Source organism: Streptomyces yatensis (genome assembly GCF_018069625.1).
GTDB lineage: Bacteria > Actinomycetota > Actinomycetes > Streptomycetales > Streptomycetaceae > Streptomyces > Streptomyces yatensis.
In genome coordinates, this window is record NZ_CP072941.1 from 8,861,489 (window position 1) to 8,878,050 (window position 16,562).

At 73.2% G+C, this 16,562-nt stretch carries 17 protein-coding genes and 1 pseudogene; 7 read left to right on the forward strand and 11 right to left on the reverse strand.

Annotated features, from left to right (window positions below; all coding sequences use genetic code 11):
• Positions 1-104 precede the first annotated feature (104 nt).
• Positions 105-1,139: an NUDIX hydrolase gene (locus tag J8403_RS37190; protein WP_211127018.1), complete on the forward strand. Its 1,035-nt coding sequence runs from the start codon at positions 105-107 to the stop codon at positions 1,137-1,139.
• 61 nt (positions 1,140-1,200) lie between these two features.
• On the opposite strand, the gene J8403_RS37195 is transcribed toward J8403_RS37190, so the two are convergent.
• Positions 1,201-2,562, reverse strand: coding sequence for a dipeptidase (locus J8403_RS37195; RefSeq protein ID WP_211127019.1), 1,362 nt, complete (start codon positions 2,560-2,562; stop codon positions 1,201-1,203).
• A 167-nt stretch (positions 2,563-2,729) separates the two neighbouring features.
• Between J8403_RS37195 and J8403_RS37200 the strand changes: the two genes are divergently transcribed.
• The 3 genes from J8403_RS37200 (at position 2,730) to J8403_RS37210 (ending at position 6,121) form a co-directional block, all read left to right on the forward strand.
• Positions 2,730-3,935: a geranylgeranyl reductase family protein gene (locus J8403_RS37200; protein ID WP_211127020.1), complete on the forward strand. Its 1,206-nt coding sequence runs from the start codon at positions 2,730-2,732 to the stop codon at positions 3,933-3,935.
• A gap of 267 nt (positions 3,936-4,202) precedes the next feature.
• Positions 4,203-5,432, forward strand: a complete 1,230-nt coding sequence (locus J8403_RS37205) for a sensor histidine kinase (RefSeq protein ID WP_211127021.1) — start codon at positions 4,203-4,205, stop codon at positions 5,430-5,432.
• 23 nt (positions 5,433-5,455) lie between these two features.
• On the forward strand, positions 5,456-6,121 hold the full coding sequence (locus J8403_RS37210; RefSeq protein ID WP_211128619.1) for a response regulator transcription factor: 666 nt from the start codon (positions 5,456-5,458) through the stop codon (positions 6,119-6,121).
• Between the two features lie 64 nt (positions 6,122-6,185).
• On the opposite strand, the gene J8403_RS37215 is transcribed toward J8403_RS37210, so the two are convergent.
• From J8403_RS37215 to J8403_RS37235, 5 genes are read right to left on the reverse strand one after another with little or no spacing between them, the layout of a single operon-like run.
• Positions 6,186-7,091: a DUF2797 domain-containing protein gene (locus tag J8403_RS37215; protein ID WP_211128620.1), complete on the reverse strand. Its 906-nt coding sequence runs from the start codon at positions 7,089-7,091 to the stop codon at positions 6,186-6,188.
• Positions 7,091-7,333: a DUF6332 family protein gene (locus J8403_RS37220; protein WP_211127022.1), complete on the reverse strand. Its 243-nt coding sequence runs from the start codon at positions 7,331-7,333 to the stop codon at positions 7,091-7,093. The genes J8403_RS37215 and J8403_RS37220 overlap by 1 nt, the downstream gene beginning before the upstream one ends.
• A 6-nt stretch (positions 7,334-7,339) precedes the next feature.
• Complete coding sequence (locus tag J8403_RS37225) at positions 7,340-7,864, reverse strand: DUF4442 domain-containing protein (RefSeq protein ID WP_246586174.1); 525 nt, start codon at positions 7,862-7,864, stop codon at positions 7,340-7,342.
• Between the two features lie 53 nt (positions 7,865-7,917).
• Positions 7,918-8,652, reverse strand: coding sequence for a maleylpyruvate isomerase family mycothiol-dependent enzyme (locus J8403_RS37230; RefSeq protein ID WP_211127023.1), 735 nt, complete (start codon positions 8,650-8,652; stop codon positions 7,918-7,920).
• A gap of 54 nt (positions 8,653-8,706) precedes the next feature.
• Positions 8,707-9,960, reverse strand: a complete 1,254-nt coding sequence (locus J8403_RS37235) for an MFS transporter (protein WP_211127024.1) — start codon at positions 9,958-9,960, stop codon at positions 8,707-8,709.
• Positions 9,961-9,977: 17 nt separating this feature from the next.
• Here J8403_RS37235 and J8403_RS37240 point away from each other — a divergent pair, with 17 nt between their 5' ends.
• Positions 9,978-11,207: an ROK family protein gene (locus J8403_RS37240; protein WP_211127025.1), complete on the forward strand. Its 1,230-nt coding sequence runs from the start codon at positions 9,978-9,980 to the stop codon at positions 11,205-11,207.
• Between the two features lie 76 nt (positions 11,208-11,283).
• Here J8403_RS37240 and J8403_RS37245 read toward each other — a convergent pair whose 3' ends face one another.
• On the reverse strand, positions 11,284-11,871 hold the full coding sequence (locus tag J8403_RS37245; RefSeq protein ID WP_211127026.1) for a DUF4865 family protein: 588 nt from the start codon (positions 11,869-11,871) through the stop codon (positions 11,284-11,286).
• Positions 11,872-12,132: 261 nt separating this feature from the next.
• On the opposite strand from J8403_RS37245, the gene J8403_RS37250 reads away from it, so the two are divergent.
• Positions 12,133-12,426, forward strand: a complete 294-nt coding sequence (locus J8403_RS37250) for an SHOCT domain-containing protein (RefSeq protein WP_211127027.1) — start codon at positions 12,133-12,135, stop codon at positions 12,424-12,426.
• Positions 12,427-12,814: 388 nt separating this feature from the next.
• On the opposite strand, the pseudogene J8403_RS44060 reads toward J8403_RS37250, so the two are convergent.
• Positions 12,815-13,315: pseudogene (locus tag J8403_RS44060) on the reverse strand (ATP-binding protein); the annotation flags it as partial.
• 185 nt (positions 13,316-13,500) lie between these two features.
• Positions 13,501-13,836, reverse strand: coding sequence for a hypothetical protein (locus J8403_RS37260; RefSeq protein ID WP_211127028.1), 336 nt, complete (start codon positions 13,834-13,836; stop codon positions 13,501-13,503).
• A gap of 179 nt (positions 13,837-14,015) precedes the next feature.
• Between J8403_RS37260 and J8403_RS37265 the strand changes: the two genes are divergently transcribed.
• Positions 14,016-15,137, forward strand: coding sequence for a PLP-dependent cysteine synthase family protein (locus J8403_RS37265; protein ID WP_211127029.1), 1,122 nt, complete (start codon positions 14,016-14,018; stop codon positions 15,135-15,137).
• Positions 15,138-15,180: 43 nt separating this feature from the next.
• Here J8403_RS37265 and J8403_RS37270 read toward each other — a convergent pair whose 3' ends face one another.
• Both J8403_RS37270 and J8403_RS37275 read right to left on the reverse strand, forming a co-directional pair.
• Positions 15,181-15,654, reverse strand: coding sequence for an SRPBCC family protein (locus J8403_RS37270; RefSeq protein ID WP_211127030.1), 474 nt, complete (start codon positions 15,652-15,654; stop codon positions 15,181-15,183).
• A gap of 24 nt (positions 15,655-15,678) precedes the next feature.
• Positions 15,679-16,524, reverse strand: coding sequence for a DeoR/GlpR family DNA-binding transcription regulator (locus J8403_RS37275; protein ID WP_086711399.1), 846 nt, complete (start codon positions 16,522-16,524; stop codon positions 15,679-15,681).
• Between the last annotated feature and the right edge of the window lie 38 nt (positions 16,525-16,562).

Below are 16,562 nucleotides of genomic sequence, written 5' to 3' on the forward strand. Positions count from 1 at the left end.
CCATACGGTCCGGAGCGGCGCGATCCGTCACTCGGTCGTCTTCGGGCGTTTCCGTGGCAGGGTGATGCGGGCAACTGTCAGGAGGCGATGGAATAGGGGGAAATGTGATCGTCTGGCTGAACGGTGCGTTCGGTGCGGGTAAAACCGCCACGGCCCGTGAATTGGTGGACTTCATGCCCGGCAGCACGTTCTACGACCCGGAGCTGGTCGGTAACGGTCTGCGGATGATGCTTCCGCGTAAACGTCTTGAACAGGTGTCCGACTACCAGGATCTGCCCTCCTGGCGCCGGCTGGTCGTGGACACCGGAGCGGCGCTGATCGCGGAGGTCGGTGGTCCGCTCGTGGTGGCGATGACGCTCCTCAGACAGGAGTACCGGGATGAGATCTTCGGTGGTTTCGCGGCCCGTCGCATCCCCGTGCGGCATGTACTGCTCCACACCGATGAAACGATCCTTCGCGAGCGGATAGCCGGGCGCGAGGCGATACCCGGGGACCCGGACGCGAGCGAGTCCGTACGCCAGTGGTGCCTGGCCCATCTCGCCCCCTACCGGGCGGCCCTGCCCTGGCTGACCGCCGATGCCCATGTCGTGGACACCACCGGCATCACCCCGCGCCAGACCGCCCAGCACATCGCCGACGCCGTCCGCGAGGGCGCCGGGAGCTGCGACATCGTGCAGACCCCGGAGCCGACGGCGGAGACGCTGGCCGCCGGGGTGCTGCTCTTCGACGAGGAGGACCGCGTGCTGCTCGTCGACCCCACCTACAAACCCGGCTGGGAGTTCCCCGGCGGCGTCGTCGAACCGGGCGAACCCCCGATGTGCGCGGGGGTGCGCGAGGTCACCGAGGAGCTGGGCGTACGGCTGGACGAGCCCCTGCGGCTGCTGGTCGCCGACTGGGAACGCCCCCAGCCGCCCGGCTACGGGGGCCTGCGGCTGCTCTTCGACGGCGGCAAGCTCTCCAGCGCGGCCGCCCGGGAGGTGCTGCTGCCCGGCTCCGAACTGCGCGGCTGGCGCTTCGTCACCGAGAGCGAGGCCGCCGCGCTGCTGCCGCCGGTGCGGCTGAGCCGACTGCGCTGGGCGCTGCGCGCCCGCGAGCAGGGCCGCCCGCTCTACCTCGAAGCGGGCGTCCCCACCGGCTGACCCACCGGCCCGCCTCGTACGTCACCGGCCCACCCCGTACCCGTGGGCAGGCGGGGGAGGCTCAGCCCTTGCTCGCCGCGTACATCCCCAGGAACAGCGCCTCGGTCAGCGAGAGCTTCTCCAACTCCTGCGGCGAGACGCTCTCGTTGACCGCGTGGATCTGCGCCTCCGGCTCGCTCAGCCCGATCAGCAGGATCTCCGCCTCCGGGTAGAGCGAGGCCAGCGTGTTGCACAGCGGGATCGAGCCACCCTGCCCGGCGATGGCCATCTCCTGGCCGTCGTACGCCAGGCGCATCGCCTCCCGCATCGCCGCGTACGCCGGGCTCGTGGTGTCCGCGCGGAACGGCTGGCCCTGGCCGACCTGCTCCACCGAGAGCCGCGCGCCCCACGGCACCGAGGACCGGAGGTGCTCGGCGAGCAGCCGGTTGGCCTCGGCCGCGTCCACGCCCGGCGGCACCCGCAGGCTGATCAGCGCCCGTGCGCTCGCCTGGACGGACGGGGTGGCGCCGACCACCGGCGGGCAGTCGATGCCGAGCACGGTGACCGCGGGGCGCGCCCAGATGCGGTCGGCGACCGTACCGGAGCCGACCAGTCCGACCCCGTCGAGAACCTTGGCGTCGGCGCGGAACGCCTCTTCCGGATACTGCAGCCCGTCCCACTCCGCGTCCGCATCGAGGCCCTTGACGGTGGTCGAGCCGTCCTCGGCGCGCAGCGAGTCCAGGACGCGGATCAGCGCGGCGAGCGCGTCCGGGGCCGCCCCGCCGAACTGGCCGGAGTGCAGATTGCCCTCCAGGGTCTCCACCGAGACCCGCAGCAGCGTCATTCCGCGCAGCGTGGCCGTGACCGTCGGCAGCCCGACCCGGAAGTTGCCCGCGTCGCCGATCACGATCGTGTCGGCGGTCAGCAGCTCGGGACGGGCCTCGGCATAGCGCTCCAGGCCGCCCGTGCCCTGCTCCTCCGAACCCTCCACGATCATCTTGACGTTGACCGGGACCCCGCCCTGCTCCTTGAGCGCCCGCAGGGCGGTGAGGTGCATGATCACGCCGCCCTTGCAGTCCGCGGCGCCCCGCCCGTACCAGCGGCCGTCGCGCTCGGTCAGCTCGAAGGGCGGGGTGTGCCAGGCGGCCTCGTCCAGCGGGGGCTGCACATCGTAATGGGCGTACAGCAGAACGGTCGGGGCACCGGCCGGGCCGGGCAGAAAGCCGTAGACGGACTGGGTGCCGTCGGGGGTGTCCAGCAGCGCCACGTCCTCGAACCCCTCGGCGCGCAGGGCGTCGGCGACCCAGCGGGCGGCGGCCTCGCATTCCTCGCGCGGGAACTGCGCCGGGTCCGCGACCGACTTGAAGGCCACCAGCTCGGCCAGCTCGGCCCTGGCGCGCGGCTGCAGGGCGGCTACGGTGGCGGCGAGAGGTGCCTTCTCCATGGGGGTCACTCCTGGGTGCGACGGTGGGCGGCGGGATGCGCTGCGATGGGCACGTATGTACGGCTTGATGCCGCGTGGCCGATCATCCCACAGCGGGGTCATCCGCCGGGGAGCCGTAGGATGCCGGGAAGGCGCATCAGGTCGGTCGATTGGGAGCGGATCCACACGTGAGCAGCGACAACGCAGCCCCGGACAATGAGACGGTATGGGACGTCGTCGTGGTGGGCGCGGGCCCCGCGGGTGCCTCCGCGGCCCATGCCGCCGCCTGCTCCGGACGCCGGGTGCTGTTGTTGGAGAAGGCCGAACTGCCGCGCTACAAGACGTGCGGCGGCGGCATCATCGGTCCCTCGCGCGACGCGCTCCCGCCGGGCTTCGAACTGCCGCTGCGGGAGCGGGTGCACGCGGTGACCTTCTCGCTCAACGGCAAGCTGGCCCGCACCCGCCGTTCCAAGCACGCGCTCTTCGGGCTGATCAACCGGCCGGAGTTCGACGCGGCCCTGGTCGAGGCCGCCAAGGACGCGGGCGCCGAGATCCGAACGGGCGTCGCGGTGACCCGCGTCGAACAGCACGGCCCGGCCGTGCCCGACCGGCGCACGGTCGCCGTGGTGCTCGCCGACGGCGAGACGGTGCTGGCGCGGGCCGTGGTCGGCGCGGACGGCAGCGCCAGCCGCATAGGCGCGCATGTCGGCGTGAAGCTGGACCAGGTGGATCTCGGCCTGGAGGCGGAGATCCCCGTTCCGGAAACCGTCGCGGAGGACTGGGCGGGCCGGGTGCTCATCGACTGGGGCCCCATGCCGGGGAGTTACGGCTGGGTCTTCCCCAAGGGCGACACCCTGACCGTCGGCGTCATCTCGGCGCGCGGCGAGGGCGCCGGGACCAAGCGCTATCTGGAGGACTTCATCGCCCGGCTCGGCCTCGCCGGATTCGAGCCGAGCATCTCCTCCGGCCATCTGACCCGCTGCCGCGCGGATGACTCGCCGCTCTCCCGCGGCCGGGTCCTGGTGTGCGGGGACGCGGCCGGGCTGCTGGAGCCGTGGACCCGCGAGGGCATCTCCTACGCGCTGCGCTCGGGCCGGCTCGCGGGGGAGTGGGCGGTACGCGTCGCCGAGGCGCATGACGCGGTGGACGCCCGCCGCCAGGCCCTGAACTACGCCTTCGCGATCAAGGCGGGGCTCGGTGTGGAGATGGGCGTCGGCCGCCGTCTGTACACGGTCTTCGCCCGCCGCCCCGGGATGTTCCACGCGGCGCTCACCGGCTTCCGCCCGGCCTGGCGCGTCTTTACGAAGATCACCCGCGGCACCACCACCCTGGGCGACCTCGTCCGCACCCACCCGGCCGCCCGCCGGGCCCTGGCGGCGATGGACCGCAACTAGCCGCCTTCGCTCGGGCGTCGCGCGGCGAACACGCGTCATACGACGGTGATGTGCCGCGTGGCGGTCTTGAGGCTTCGCCGGTAGTGGGTCGCGTGGCGGTCTTGAGGCTTCGCTGATGAAGCGTCGCGCGGCCTCGCCGGTGACGCGGAGGACCGGGAGCGTCCCGGCCCTCCGGGCTCACCCGGCGCGACGTACTCCGCCGGGAGTACGTGCGGGCACCGCGCAAGGGGGACGCCGGGTCCGCCCGGCCGGTTTAGCGTTGCCCGTATGCACGGATTCACGGGGGAGCCCGGCCCCTGGCACCGGCCGGGCGGACGCTGGCGCGAGATGCCCTTCGGCGCACCGCGCTCGGCCGTCCCCTGGCCCTCCTCGCTCGCCATCGCCGTCGTCCAGCTGATGGGCACGGGGTTCGCCGCACATGACCAGCCCGCCCGGGTGGGCCTCGGGCCCGGGGCCGGCGCGCTGCTGCTCGCCGGGCCCGCGCTGCTGCTCCTGCGCCATCGCCACCCCGGGACCGTCGTGGTCGGCACGGCGGCGGTGACGGTGGTGTACATCGCCGCCGGATATCCGTACGGGCCCGTCTTCCTCAGCGTCGTCGTCGCCTGTGTGGCGGCCGTCGCCGCCGGGCGGCGGATCGCCGCGTGGAGCGCGCTCGGGCTGCTGTGGGGCGGCCATCTGCTCATCGGCCACTGGCTCTACCGCTGGCTGCCGCCGGACGGTGACGGGCCCGTCGGATGGGGGCAGGAGCTGGGGATTACCGCCTGGGCGATGGCGATCGTCGCCGCGTCCGAGCTCGTCCGCGTACGGCGTGAGCGGTGGGTCCGCGAACGGGCCGAACGGGAGGCGGCGGCCCGGCGCCGGGCGGATGAGGAGCGGCTGCGGATCGCCCGGGAACTGCATGACGTCCTCGCCCACAGCATCTCGGTCATCAACGTCCAGGCGGGCGTCGGCCTCGCTCTCCTCGACCAGGACCCCGAACAGGCCCGCACCGCGCTGACCACCATCAAGGCGGCCAGCAAGGAGGCGCTGGGTGAGGTCCGCCAGGTCCTCGACACCCTGCGGACCTCCGGCGCGTCCGGCGCCGCGCCCCGCTCGCCCGCGCCCGGCCTGGACCGGCTGGAGGAGCTGACCGGACAGGCGGCGGACGCGGGGCTCGCGGTGCGGGTGGAGGTGGAGGGCGTACGCACGGCCCTGCCGCCCGGCGCCGACCTCGCGGCGTTCCGTATCGTGCAGGAGGCCCTGACCAACGTCGTCCGCCACTCCAGCTCCCGGAACGCCCACGTCCTGCTGCGCTACGCCCCCGGTGAGTTGGAGCTGCGGGTGGACGACGACGGTCCGGCGGCCGGGGGCGAGGTGACGGGCGGTGGCAACGGTCTGGTGGGCATGCGTGAGCGGGCCGCCGCGCTCGGCGGAACGGTGGAGGCGGGCCCCCGCCCGGACGGCGGCTTCCGCGTCCGGGCCCGGATCCCGTTCAGGAGCGCGAGGGAGACACCATGAGTGAGGGGTACGGGGAAGAGGCCGTGATCCGTGTCGCGCTCGCCGATGACCAGATCCTCGTCCGCGCCGGCTTCCGCGCCCTGCTGGCCGCACAGCCGGATATCGAGGTGGTCGGCGAGGCGGCCGACGGGGAGCAGGCGCTGGCGCTCGTGCGGGAGCGGCACCCCGATGTCGTCCTCATGGACATCCGGATGCCGGTGCTCGACGGCCTCGCCGCCACCCGCCGGATCACCGATGACCCGGCCCTGGGCGAGGTGAAGGTGGTCATGCTGACCACCTTCGAGCTCGATGAGTACGTCTTCGAGGCGATCCGCTCCGGCGCCTCCGGCTTCCTGGTCAAGGACACCGAACCGGAGGAGCTGCTGCGGGCGGTGCGCGCGGTCGTCGGCGGCGACGCGCTGCTGTCGCCCGGGGTGACCCGCCGCCTCATCGCCGAGTTCGCGGCCCGTTCCAGGGAACCCGCGCCCGCGGCCGCGCTGGCGGAGCTGACCGAGCGGGAGCGGGAGGTGATGGCCCTGGTCGGCATGGGGCTGTCGAACCAGGAGATCGCCCGGCGGCTGGTGGTCAGCCCGCTCACCGCCAAGACCCATGTGAGCCGCACGATGGTCAAACTGGGCGTCCGCGACCGCGCCCAACTCGTCGTGCTCGCCTATGAGTCGGGTCTGGTCCGGCCCGGCTGGCTGGGCTGAGCAAGGGCCCGGGGAGCGGTGGCGAGAGTGCCACGTGCTCGGTGCCCGGTGCTCCGGGGCCCGCTCAGAACAGCCCCTCCGGGGCCCGCGTCTCCCGCTCCCGTGCCGCCACCGGTGCCGTCGTCGGGGCGTCAGCCGCGGCCGCCGCCAGCGGCCAGCCCGCCAGCCGGCGGGTGTCCAGCAGCAGGATCCGGCCGTCCGTCGAGGTCAGGTGGATGTCCGGGCCCGCCACGGCGTCGATCCGCCCGGCCACGGTGGCCTCGGGGACGAGCTGGATCAGCCCCGGCGCGGGGCGCACCCGGTCCAGCTGGAACGCCGCGTCGTGGTGCACCGGCTCGAACGGCGTCAGGGCCAGCGACTCCGGCAGCCCGCCCAGGCCGCGCGCCCGACGGTGGAGCGCGGCGAGGTCGGCGGCCCGCCGCTCCGGGGGCGGCGCTGCCTCGCGGGCGGTGCGCTTGGCGGCGTAGGGGAAGCGGTCCGGGACGCCGAGCGCGGAGCCCAGCACGGCCTCGGCGCGGCGCGCGGCCATCAGCGGGCCACGGCCCAGCAGGCAGTACGAGAGCGCGGCCTGCTCCAGCAGCCGCGCCCCCTCCCGCTCGGCCGCGGTGATCCCCACCTTGATCAGATCCGGGCCGAACCAGGCGAGATAGACGTCGTAGGGGCGCGGGTCGTCGGTACGGGTGTCGGCGGCCACGGAGTACGAGCGGTCCAGCCGGGCGCAGTCCGGGCACTGCGCCGATACGGCGGCGGCCGGGACCTCGGCCCCGGCCGGGCACGGGGTGTGCCGGGCGCTCCTGCGGACGCCGACGCAGTCGCGCCGGGGCCCGGTGGTGAAGGAGAGCGGGCGGTCCGGCGTCAGCGGGGAGAGCCGTTCGCCCTGGGCCGGATGGCGCCAGACGAGCGCGGGCCCGCGCCGGCCCCAGCGCGCTCCCGCGCACTGCCACCGTGTCGGCCGCGGGCTCTCGGCCATCAGCGCCGCGCCCGGGAGAAGAGCCACAGCGCCCGGACCAGGCGGACGGCGAATCCGGCGGTGGCCACCGCGAAGGCGGCGCCCTTCCAGGCCGTCTCCCGGGCCCGGCCCAGCTCGCCGAAGAGCGCGGGGCTCGCGACCGCGACATAGAGCACGGCCGCCAGTAGACCGGCCGTGACCAGGGCGAACACCATCTCGACGGTGAGCGCGTCGCGCTCGTCCTGGGAACGGGGTCCGGTCATCTCGAATCAGCCCTCCGCCTGCTGTCCGGTGGCTGCCGCCGAGTCGGTCCTCCCCGGCTCGCGCTGCCCGTCACGCTGCTTGCGGCGCACATACAGCTGCTTCCGTACGCGTGCCACGACCGTACCGTCCGCGGCGACCACGTCGTTCTCGAACCACGGCAGTGCCTTGCCGCCGTCCGCCGTGGCCTCGCGGATCTCCTCCAGCCGCTCCTCGGTGAGCTTGAAGTCGGCGAACACATCGCCGCGGCCGGGCGAGACGAAGTCGATCTCGCCGGCCTTGTCCCAGACGATGTAGTCCCGGCCGAGCCGGTTCATCACCAGCAGCATCCAGAACGGGTCGCTCATCGCGAACAGCGAACCGCCGAAGTGGGTCCCCACATAGTTGGAGTTGAAGCGGTGCAGCCGCAGCCTGACCCGGACACTGCTCCAGTCCTCCGCGAGGTGGACCACCCGCACTCCGGCGAAGAGATAGGGCGGCCACCAGTTCATCGCGCGGCGCAGGCGGCGCGCGGACATCGATCGACGTGACATGTCAGGAAGCTAGCACGTGATATTACCCGTCGGTAACCCAGTGGCTCGGTGTATCAGATGCCCGAGCGCTCCCGCCACAGATCGGCCAGCTTCTCGTCCCCCTCGGTGGTCAGCGCGGTGATCGGCAGCCGGTTCCAGAGCGCGAGATAGAGATCGCCGGCCGGGCCGCTCAGCTCGCAGTCGGCCGCCCCCTCGCCGTCGCGCTCGGTGCGCGGAACGTCCTGGGACAGCCGCATCGTCCACACCGCGTCATGGTCCGTGGCCCTCATCCGGAGCGTGCGCGGGGTGTCCGTGCGCACCCGGGACCGGTCCAGGCCGTGGAAACCGACCAGCAGCTCATCGACCCCGTCGGCCGCGAACTCCGGGGTGAACGGGGAGAGGTCCCCGCCCCGTGCCGACTCCGCGTCGATCCGGTGGATGGCCGTCTCATGGGCCTGGCGCCGGGCCCAGAAGCCCAGCGGGGACTCCGTGGGCAGGAAGGTGAAGCACTTCAGCTCGGGGTCCGCATCGGTAAGGGTGCCGACCAGCCGTCCATGGACCTCGCGGTACCAGGACACGAGCTCGGCGTCGGCCGGCGCCGGCTGGAGCGTCGGCCGGACCGGGTCCGTCAGGCACTCGCCGACGATCCGGGTGGCCCAGCCGTGCACCTGGCCCAGATGGGACAGCAGGTCGCGGACGCGCCAGTCGGGACAGGTGGGCACCGGGGCGTCCACTCCGGCCTCGGCCGCGGCGTCGGCCAGCAGCCGGCCCTCGCGGTCCACGATTTCGATCAACTCGGCAGTATCCATGGCGGAATCATGCCAGCCGCCTCGGACATCCGCCGGGGCCGGACGGCGAGGGCGTCAGTTTCCGGCCGGGCGTACGGCGTTCCGTGTGCCGTACGCGACCACCGCCGCCACGGCCGCCAGCGCCGCGACCGTGGTGAGCGCGATCGGCAGCGAGTACCAGTCGGCGAGGAAGCCGATCGTGGGCGGGCCCAGCAGCATGCCGCCGTAGCCGAGCGTGGAGGCCGCGGCGACCCCGCCCGGCCCCGTCAGCGCGCCCGCCCGGGCGATGGCGACGGGGAAGAGGTTGGCCAGCCCCAGCCCGGTGACCGCGAAGCCCAGGAGCGCGAGCCAGACCGTGGGCGCGAGCGAGCCCAGCAGCATGCCGGCCGCGGCCGTGGTGCCGCCCACGATCAACGCTCTGGTCTGGCCGAGCCGTTCGAGCAGTGCGGTGCCGGTCAGCCGGCCGACGGCCATCATCAGCGCGAAGACGGAGTAGCCCGCGGCGGCGAGCCCGGCGGACGCGTCGAGGTCCTGGTGCAGATGGAGCGCCGCCCAGTCGGCCATCGCGCCCTCGCCGTACGCCGTGCAGAGCGCGATCAGGCCGAAGACGGCGACGAGCCACCGGGCGCGGCCCGGCCGCTCCGCGCCGGGAGACGGTGCGGCGGCGGCGTTTCCGGCCTCGGCCGCGGGCCCGGCGCCGTCCCGCGGCGCGGGCACCGGCAGCGAGATCAGCGTCCGGCCGGCGGCCGCCGCGAGCAGCAGCCCGAAGATCGCGAGCAGCGACAGATGGCGGGTGGGGGAGAGGTGGTCGGCGATCAGCCCGCCGAGCCCGGCCCCGGCCATCCCGCCCAGGCTGAAGGCGGCGTGGAAGCCGGGCATGACCGGGCGGCGCAGGGCGGCTATGAGGTCGACCGCCGCGCTGTTCATGGCCACGTTGAGCGCGCCGAACCCGGTGCCGAAGACCAGTAGCACCAGGCCGAGGGCGAGTGCGGAGTGGGTCAGCGGCGGCAGCGCCACGGAGCCGGCGAACAGCACACCGGCGGCCACCGTCGTCGGGTGGTTGCCGAAGCGGCGGCACAGGCGTCCGGTGGCCATCATCGTGGCCGTCCCGCCCGCGGACACGCCGAGCAGGGCCAGCCCCAGCGCGCCCTCCGAGGCGCTCGTCTGGTCCTTGATCGCGGGGATCCGGGCGACCCATCCGGCGAACACGAAGCCGTCGAGGAAGAAGAACACGGTGATGGCGGCGCGGAGTCGGGCGAGGTCGCGATCCGCGGCGACGGAGCGGCGCGCGCCCAGGATGGCCGTCCGTGTTTTGTTTGGAGTCGGCACAAAGTGAGAATAGGGGCGTGACCCAGACACGGACAAGGCTCGAGCGCGGCCGAAGCGCTCTTGGCCCGGCACTGGCACTCGTCCACACCGGCCGCGCGCCCACCCGCGCGGTGCTCACGGCCGAGCTCGGGGTGACCCGCGCGACCGCGGGCGCCGTCGCCGCCGAGCTGGAGGCGCTCGGCCTGATCCAGGTCGACTCACGGCCGCTCGGGGCCGCGGGGGCGCAGGGCCGTCCCTCGCACCGGCTGTCGGTCGCCCCCCGGGGGCCGGTCGCACTCGCCGCCCAGGTGCACGCCGACGGCTTCCGCGCGGCGCTCGTCGGGCTCGGCGGCCGGACCGTGGCCACCGCCCCGGGCTGCATGACCGTGCCCGCCGACCCGGCGCATGTCATCGACGCGGTGGTGGAGGCCGGTGCCCGGCTGCTGCGGGAGACCGGCCGCCGCTGTGTGGGCGCGGGGCTCGCCGTCCCGTCCGCGGTCGCCGAACCGGAGGGCACCGCCCTGAACCCGCTGCACGTCGCCTGGCCCGCGGGCGCTCCGGTGCGCGAGCTGTTCAACCGCAGCCTGGCCGCGGCCGGGATCCGTGGCGACGACGGGGAACCGGTCGCCGGCTTCGCGGGCAATGACGTCAACCTGGCGGCGCTCGCCGAGCACCGCCACGGCGCGGGCGGCGGCGCCCAGCATCTGCTCTGTGTCGCCACCGGGCACCGGGGCGTCGGTGGCGCGCTGGTGCTCGACGGGCGGCTGCACACGGGCAGCGCGGGGCTCGCCCTCGAAGTCGGCCACCTGACCGTCAACCCCGAGGGCCCGCCCTGCCACTGCGGCAGCCGCGGCTGTCTGGACATCGAGGCCGATCCGCTCGCCTTCCTCACGGCGGCCGGGCGCGACCCGGGCCCGGAGGTGTCCCTGCTGCAGCAGGCCCGCGATCTGCTGCGCGAGGAGTACGCCACCGAACCGTCCGTACGGGCCGCCACCAGCCAGCTCATCGACCGGCTCGGCCTCGGGCTCGCCGGACTGGTCAACATCCTCAACCCGGACCGCATCATCCTCGGCGGGCTGCACCGCGAACTCCTGGAGGCGGACCCGGAGCGGCTGCGCGCGGTGGTGGCGGAGCGGAGCCTGTGGGGCCGGAGCGGCGGCGTACCGATTCTGCCGTGCACGCTGGACCACAACAGCCTGGTGGGCGCGGCGGAGTTGGCGTGGCAGCCGGTGCTGGACGACCCCTTGGCGGCCCTGGGCGTGGGCTGACCCGCCCATGGCCGGTGGCCCGTGAGCGCCCGGCCCTTACGGCGCTCACCGGACCACCGCGCGCTCCTTACGGCCGTCACCACTGGCGGCCCCGGGGGAGCGCGTCCAGGTCCGGGGTCGACAGATGGAGCACCTGATAGCGGTCGCCGGGCTCCGAGGGCGGTGCGGAGCCCTCCCAGAGCGTGAAGTGGATCAGCTCCCAGCCACGCGGGTCGATGCCGAGGGCCGTCGCGTGGACACCGTCCGTACGGGCGCGCTCGGCCAGCCGCGCCAGCGCGTCCTCGACGACGGAGGCGGGGTCGGCGGCGGCCGGAACCGGCACGGCGTGGCGGGTGGCGGCGCGCGGCGCGGCGCCCGCCGCGGGGCCCCGTTCGAAGGCGAGCCCCTGCCAGTGCTCGACCGTGGGCCTGCCGAAGTCCCGGACGATGCCCTGGAATCCGGGGCCCCACAGGAAGCGGTTCATGGCCTCGGGCGCGGTCCACAGATAGAACGGGGCGTACTGATGGACCGGCGAGCCGTCCACCCCCCGCTCCCGGATGCCGTAGGCCTTGAGGCCCAGCCCCGAGAAGTCGTCGAGCAGCGGCCCCTTCGTCTCCACCCGGTCCCGGATGATCCTCATGTCGTAGTCGGCGGGCAGGGTGATCCGGTACTGCATGACGAGCATCGGTGAACTCCTGTCGGCGGGGCGTGCGTTCGCGGGCGTTCGCTTACGTTCGCTCCGCTCGATGCGATCGTACACACTAGTAGGTACAGAACGGGCCGCCCCCGGCACGCGTACTCCCCTGGAGGTACCGGGAATGTCGTCGGCCGTACGACGACCGGGCGCCGTAAGGGAGTGATCCTCGAAGTGGCCATGAGAAAAGGCCGTGAGAGGTGGCCATGAGAACGGGCCATGAGACAATCACTCCCGAGGAGCGCGATCATCATGAACACCCTGGCGCACGGCTTCGCCGACGGCGACGGCCCCGGACCGTGGATTCTGCTCTTCCCGCTGATGTGGGCGCTGGTCGTCGGTGGTGCGGTCTTCCTGTTGAGGCGCGCCGGGTGGCGCGGACGCGCCCCCTGGCGGCACGGGTCCGTGGAGTTCGGCGAGCGATCGCCGATCGCGGTGCTGGGCCGTCGCTTCGCGGCCGGTGAGATCGATGAGGACGAGTACTGGCGCCGACTGTCCGTCCTGGACGAGCAGTTCGGACGCCATGCGAAGGGCGGGGCCCGCTGACCGCCGCTGACGGTGGGGGCGCTGACGCGGGGCGCTCAGGCGGTCCGGGCTGACAGGGCGGTTGAGGCGGGTGGAGCGGTGGGGGCTGTCCGGGCTGCCGGGGCCGTCCGGACCGTCCCGCCTCGCGGGAGGCGGGACGCCTGCGTGCTCAGCGGGAGGCTGCCGACCGGGCGGCCGCGGGAGCCCGCTCGCGCACCGCAGGCGCCGGGGCCGCGGCAGCGGCCGGTGCCGGTGCCGGGGCCGCGGCGACGGGCGCGGGGGCCGGTGCCGGGGCGACGGGCGCGGGGGCGACGGGTGCGGGGGTGGGTGCCGGTGCGACGGGCACCGGTGCCGGGGCGACCGGTGTCGGGGCGGTGGCGGGTCCGGGCGGGGGAGCGGGGCCGGTGATGGGCGTGGTGGGCGCCGCCGGGCGGGAGGCGTCCGTGCGATGGGGCGGTGCGGTACGGCCCGCTCCATGCGCCGTGAGGGGCGACTTGGCGGAGGCGGTGGGCCGCGGCACGGCCAGCGTGAACCAGACGACCTTCCCGCTGCCGTCCTCCCGTGCGTGCATTCCCCAGCTCTGGCTGACGGCCGCGACCAGCGCGAGCCCCCGGCCATGCGTGGCCACGGGATCGCATGCCCGAAGGCGGGGCAGCCGCGGATCCTGGTCGCGGACCGAAACGGTCAACCGGTCCAGCATGAGAACGATCTCCACCGTGCACTGCTTGTCCGGCTCGGCGTGCCGATGCACATTGGTGAGCAGTTCGGTGACGCCGAGCGCCGCCGGGTCGATGAGCGGATCCAGATGCCAGTAGCGCAACTGCGCCGACACGATTCTGCGGACCTGTCCGATCCGCGACGGCAGGGCCTGCAGCTCCACCGTGCACTGCCTGCTAGGACGACTGATCACGGCTGCGACTCCCTGAAGAAGTTGGGGCTAGCCTGATTCAGATGCGGGCGACGAACACGTTCAGCAGTGGTGGCTGCTGGGCGCGACCGGTGGGACGGTTCTCAGCGTCACCGCTTGTTGACCCTCAGTGATACTGATACTCGTCCAGGGTCGGCCCCACCGCGCGCATGCGCAACTCGGCCACTTCACCGCTTCTGGGAGTGCCCCCGAGCGGACCGGACGGCGTCGAGGAAGCGGCTGGCGGCCCCGGAGCCGGTCTTGGCCGAGGTGGACTTGGTGTCCTGCGAGCCGAGGGTGAGACGGTAACGGGTGCCGTTCACGGTGGCCATGGCCTGGTCCCCGTCCACGAACCAGGGCTTGCTGGCGCGCACCGACTGCACCGGCGCGCTGTCGATCTCGCGGCCGTTGCTGGTGAGCAACTCCAGCCTGCCGTCCTTGATCAAGACCTGTCCGGCGCGGGTGACCGAGCGCAGGAACCGCTCGATCCGCACTCCCCTGGCGTTGAACTCGTTATCGGCCATCACAACCGCCTCCCCGATGGCTCCGACTGGCGCTTCTGCCGCCGTCTCTCATTTTCCCTGCTGCGCAGTGTGCCCGGGACCGGCCCCGGGCACCAGGGCGCACTGGGGGACAATGAGGATCGAAACGGCACGAGTATGCCACCTGGGCTGGGCGTGGGCACGAGCAGGAGGAGTGGGCGTTGGACGGCACGGCGCGCGGGATCATCAAGACGATCGACGTGGACCGCAGCGACCACGGCTATCGCGAGTGGCTGAAGGAGGCCGTCCGAAAGGTGCAGGCGGACGCCCAGCGGTCCGCGGACACCCATCTGCTGAGCTTCCCGCTGCCCGAGCGCTGGGGGATCGATCTCTACCTCAAGGACGAGTCCACCCACCCCACAGGGAGTCTCAAGCACCGTCTGGCACGTTCGCTGTTCCTCTATGGGCTGTGCAACGGCTGGATCCGGCCGGGCAAACCCGTGATCGAGGCGTCCAGCGGCTCGACCGCCGTATCCGAGGCGTACTTCGCCAAGCTGATCGGGGTGCCCTTCATCGCGGTGATGCCCCGCACGACCAGCCGGGAGAAGTGCCGCCTGATCGAATTCCATGGCGGCCAGTGCCATTTCGTGGACGACCCGCGGACGATGTACGAGGAGTCCGCCGCCCTCGCGGCGGAGTCCGGGGGTCACTACATGGACCAGTTCACCTACGCCGAGCGGGCCACGGACTGGCGCGGCAACAACAACATCGCCGAGTCGATCTATCAGCAGATGCGTCTGGAGCGGTATCCCGAACCGGCATGGGTCGTCGCCACGGCGGGCACCGGAGGCACCTCGGCGACCCTCGCCCGCTATGTCCACTACATGCAGTACGACACCCGGGTGTGCGTGGCCGACCCGGAGAACTCCTGCTTCTTCGACGGCTGGGTCCACCATGACGACGCCGCCTCCAGCGACCACGGTTCACGCATCGAGGGCATCGGCCGCCCCCGGATGGAGCCCAGCTTCGTACCGGGCGCGATCGACCGGATGATGAAGGTCCCGGACGCGGCGAGCGTCGCGGCGGTGCGCGCCCTGGAGCGGGCCATCGGCCGTAAGGCGGGCGGCTCCACCGGGACGGGGCTGTGGAGCGCGCTGCGGATCGTCGCGGAGATGGTCACCGCGGGGCGGACCGGGAGCGTGGTGACCCTGCTGTGCGACCCGGGGGAGCGGTATCTGGACAAGTACTACTCGGACGCGTGGCTCGAGGAGCAGGGGCTGGACATCGAGCCGTATGTGAAGACGCTCGACATCTTCCTCACCACGGGCGACTGGACCGACTGACGGCGCACAATGCCGGACCGGCCGGCCCGCGCCCGTGGGGCCGTCAGGCCGCCGCCACCATCCGGTCCAGGTTCCGCACCGCCTGGTGGAACGCGCGCCGCAGCCCCGGCCGCATCGCCCGCACGACGGCGCGCAGCAGTGGCGTGCCGTCCACCGCGAACACATAGCGCACCACGGTCCCGCCGCCGTCCGTGGGCCGCAGCGTCCACTCCTCCAACAGCGCCCGCAGGCCCGGTGCGTTGGTCTCGTCGACGCGGTAGGCATAGCGCTCGTGCGGCTCGACCGCCATGACCGTCTCGCGGAAGCGGCCGCCGCCCACGAGGCGGATGGCCCGGCCCTTGCCGCCGTCCGTGGAGCGGGCCTCCTTCACCGACCGGAACCACCGAGGCCAGCCCTCGACATCGGTGAACGCCTCGAACACCGCCTCGGGAGAGGCCGAGATCTCGGCGACGAAGACCAGCCGCAACGGGGCGGTCTCGACGTACTCCAGTCCGACGGCACGCAACCGGTGTGTCATGGACACACGATAACTGCCGGGGTGTCAGATGTCTGCGGTGCGGGACGGCTCGCCCGCCACCACCAGCTCCGGCAGATACTCGGAGATCTCCGCCCGTGCCTCCTCCGGCAGCCCCGGGTCCGTGACCAGCGCGTTCACCTGGTCCAGCGTGGCGAAGGAACTCAGCCCCACCGTGCCCCACTTGGTGTGGTCCGCGACCACCACCACCCGCCGCGCGGCCCTGACGAAGTGGCGGTTCGTCTCCGCCTCCGCGAGATTCGGCGTCGACAGACCCGCCTCCACCGATATGCCGTGCACTCCGAGGAAGAGCACATCGAAGTGGAGCGAGCGCACCGCCGCGTCCGCGACCGGCCCCACCAAGGTGTCCGACGGTGTGCGCACCCCGCCGGTGAGCACGACGGTGGCCGCACCGGGGCGCGGGCCCACCCCGCCGAGCGCCGCCGACCGCTGGGCGTTGTAGAACACATCGGCCACCCGGACCGAGTTCGTCACCACGGTCAGATCCGGCACCTCCAGCAGCTGCTGGGCCAGCGCGAAGGCCGTGGTGCCCCCGGCCAGACCGATCGCGGTGCCCGGCGTGGCCATCGCGGCCGCCGCCTTCGCGATGTCCTCCTTGGCGCTCAGCTCGAGGCCCGATTTGGCCTCGAACCCGGGCTCGTACGTGCTCGCCTCGGCCACCGGCACGGCCCCGCCGTGCACCTTCTCCACCACGCCCAGCCGGGCCAGCGCGTCCAGATCGCGACGAACCGTCATGTCCGAGACATTGAGCTTGCGCGTCAACTCATTGACCCGCACCCCGCCGCGCCGCCTGACCTCGTCGAGGATCAGGGCGCGCCGCTGCTCCGCGAGGAGGTTCTGGTTGTCGCTCACCCTGCCTCGTCTCCCTCCGGTCGGCCCTCGTCGCCCGC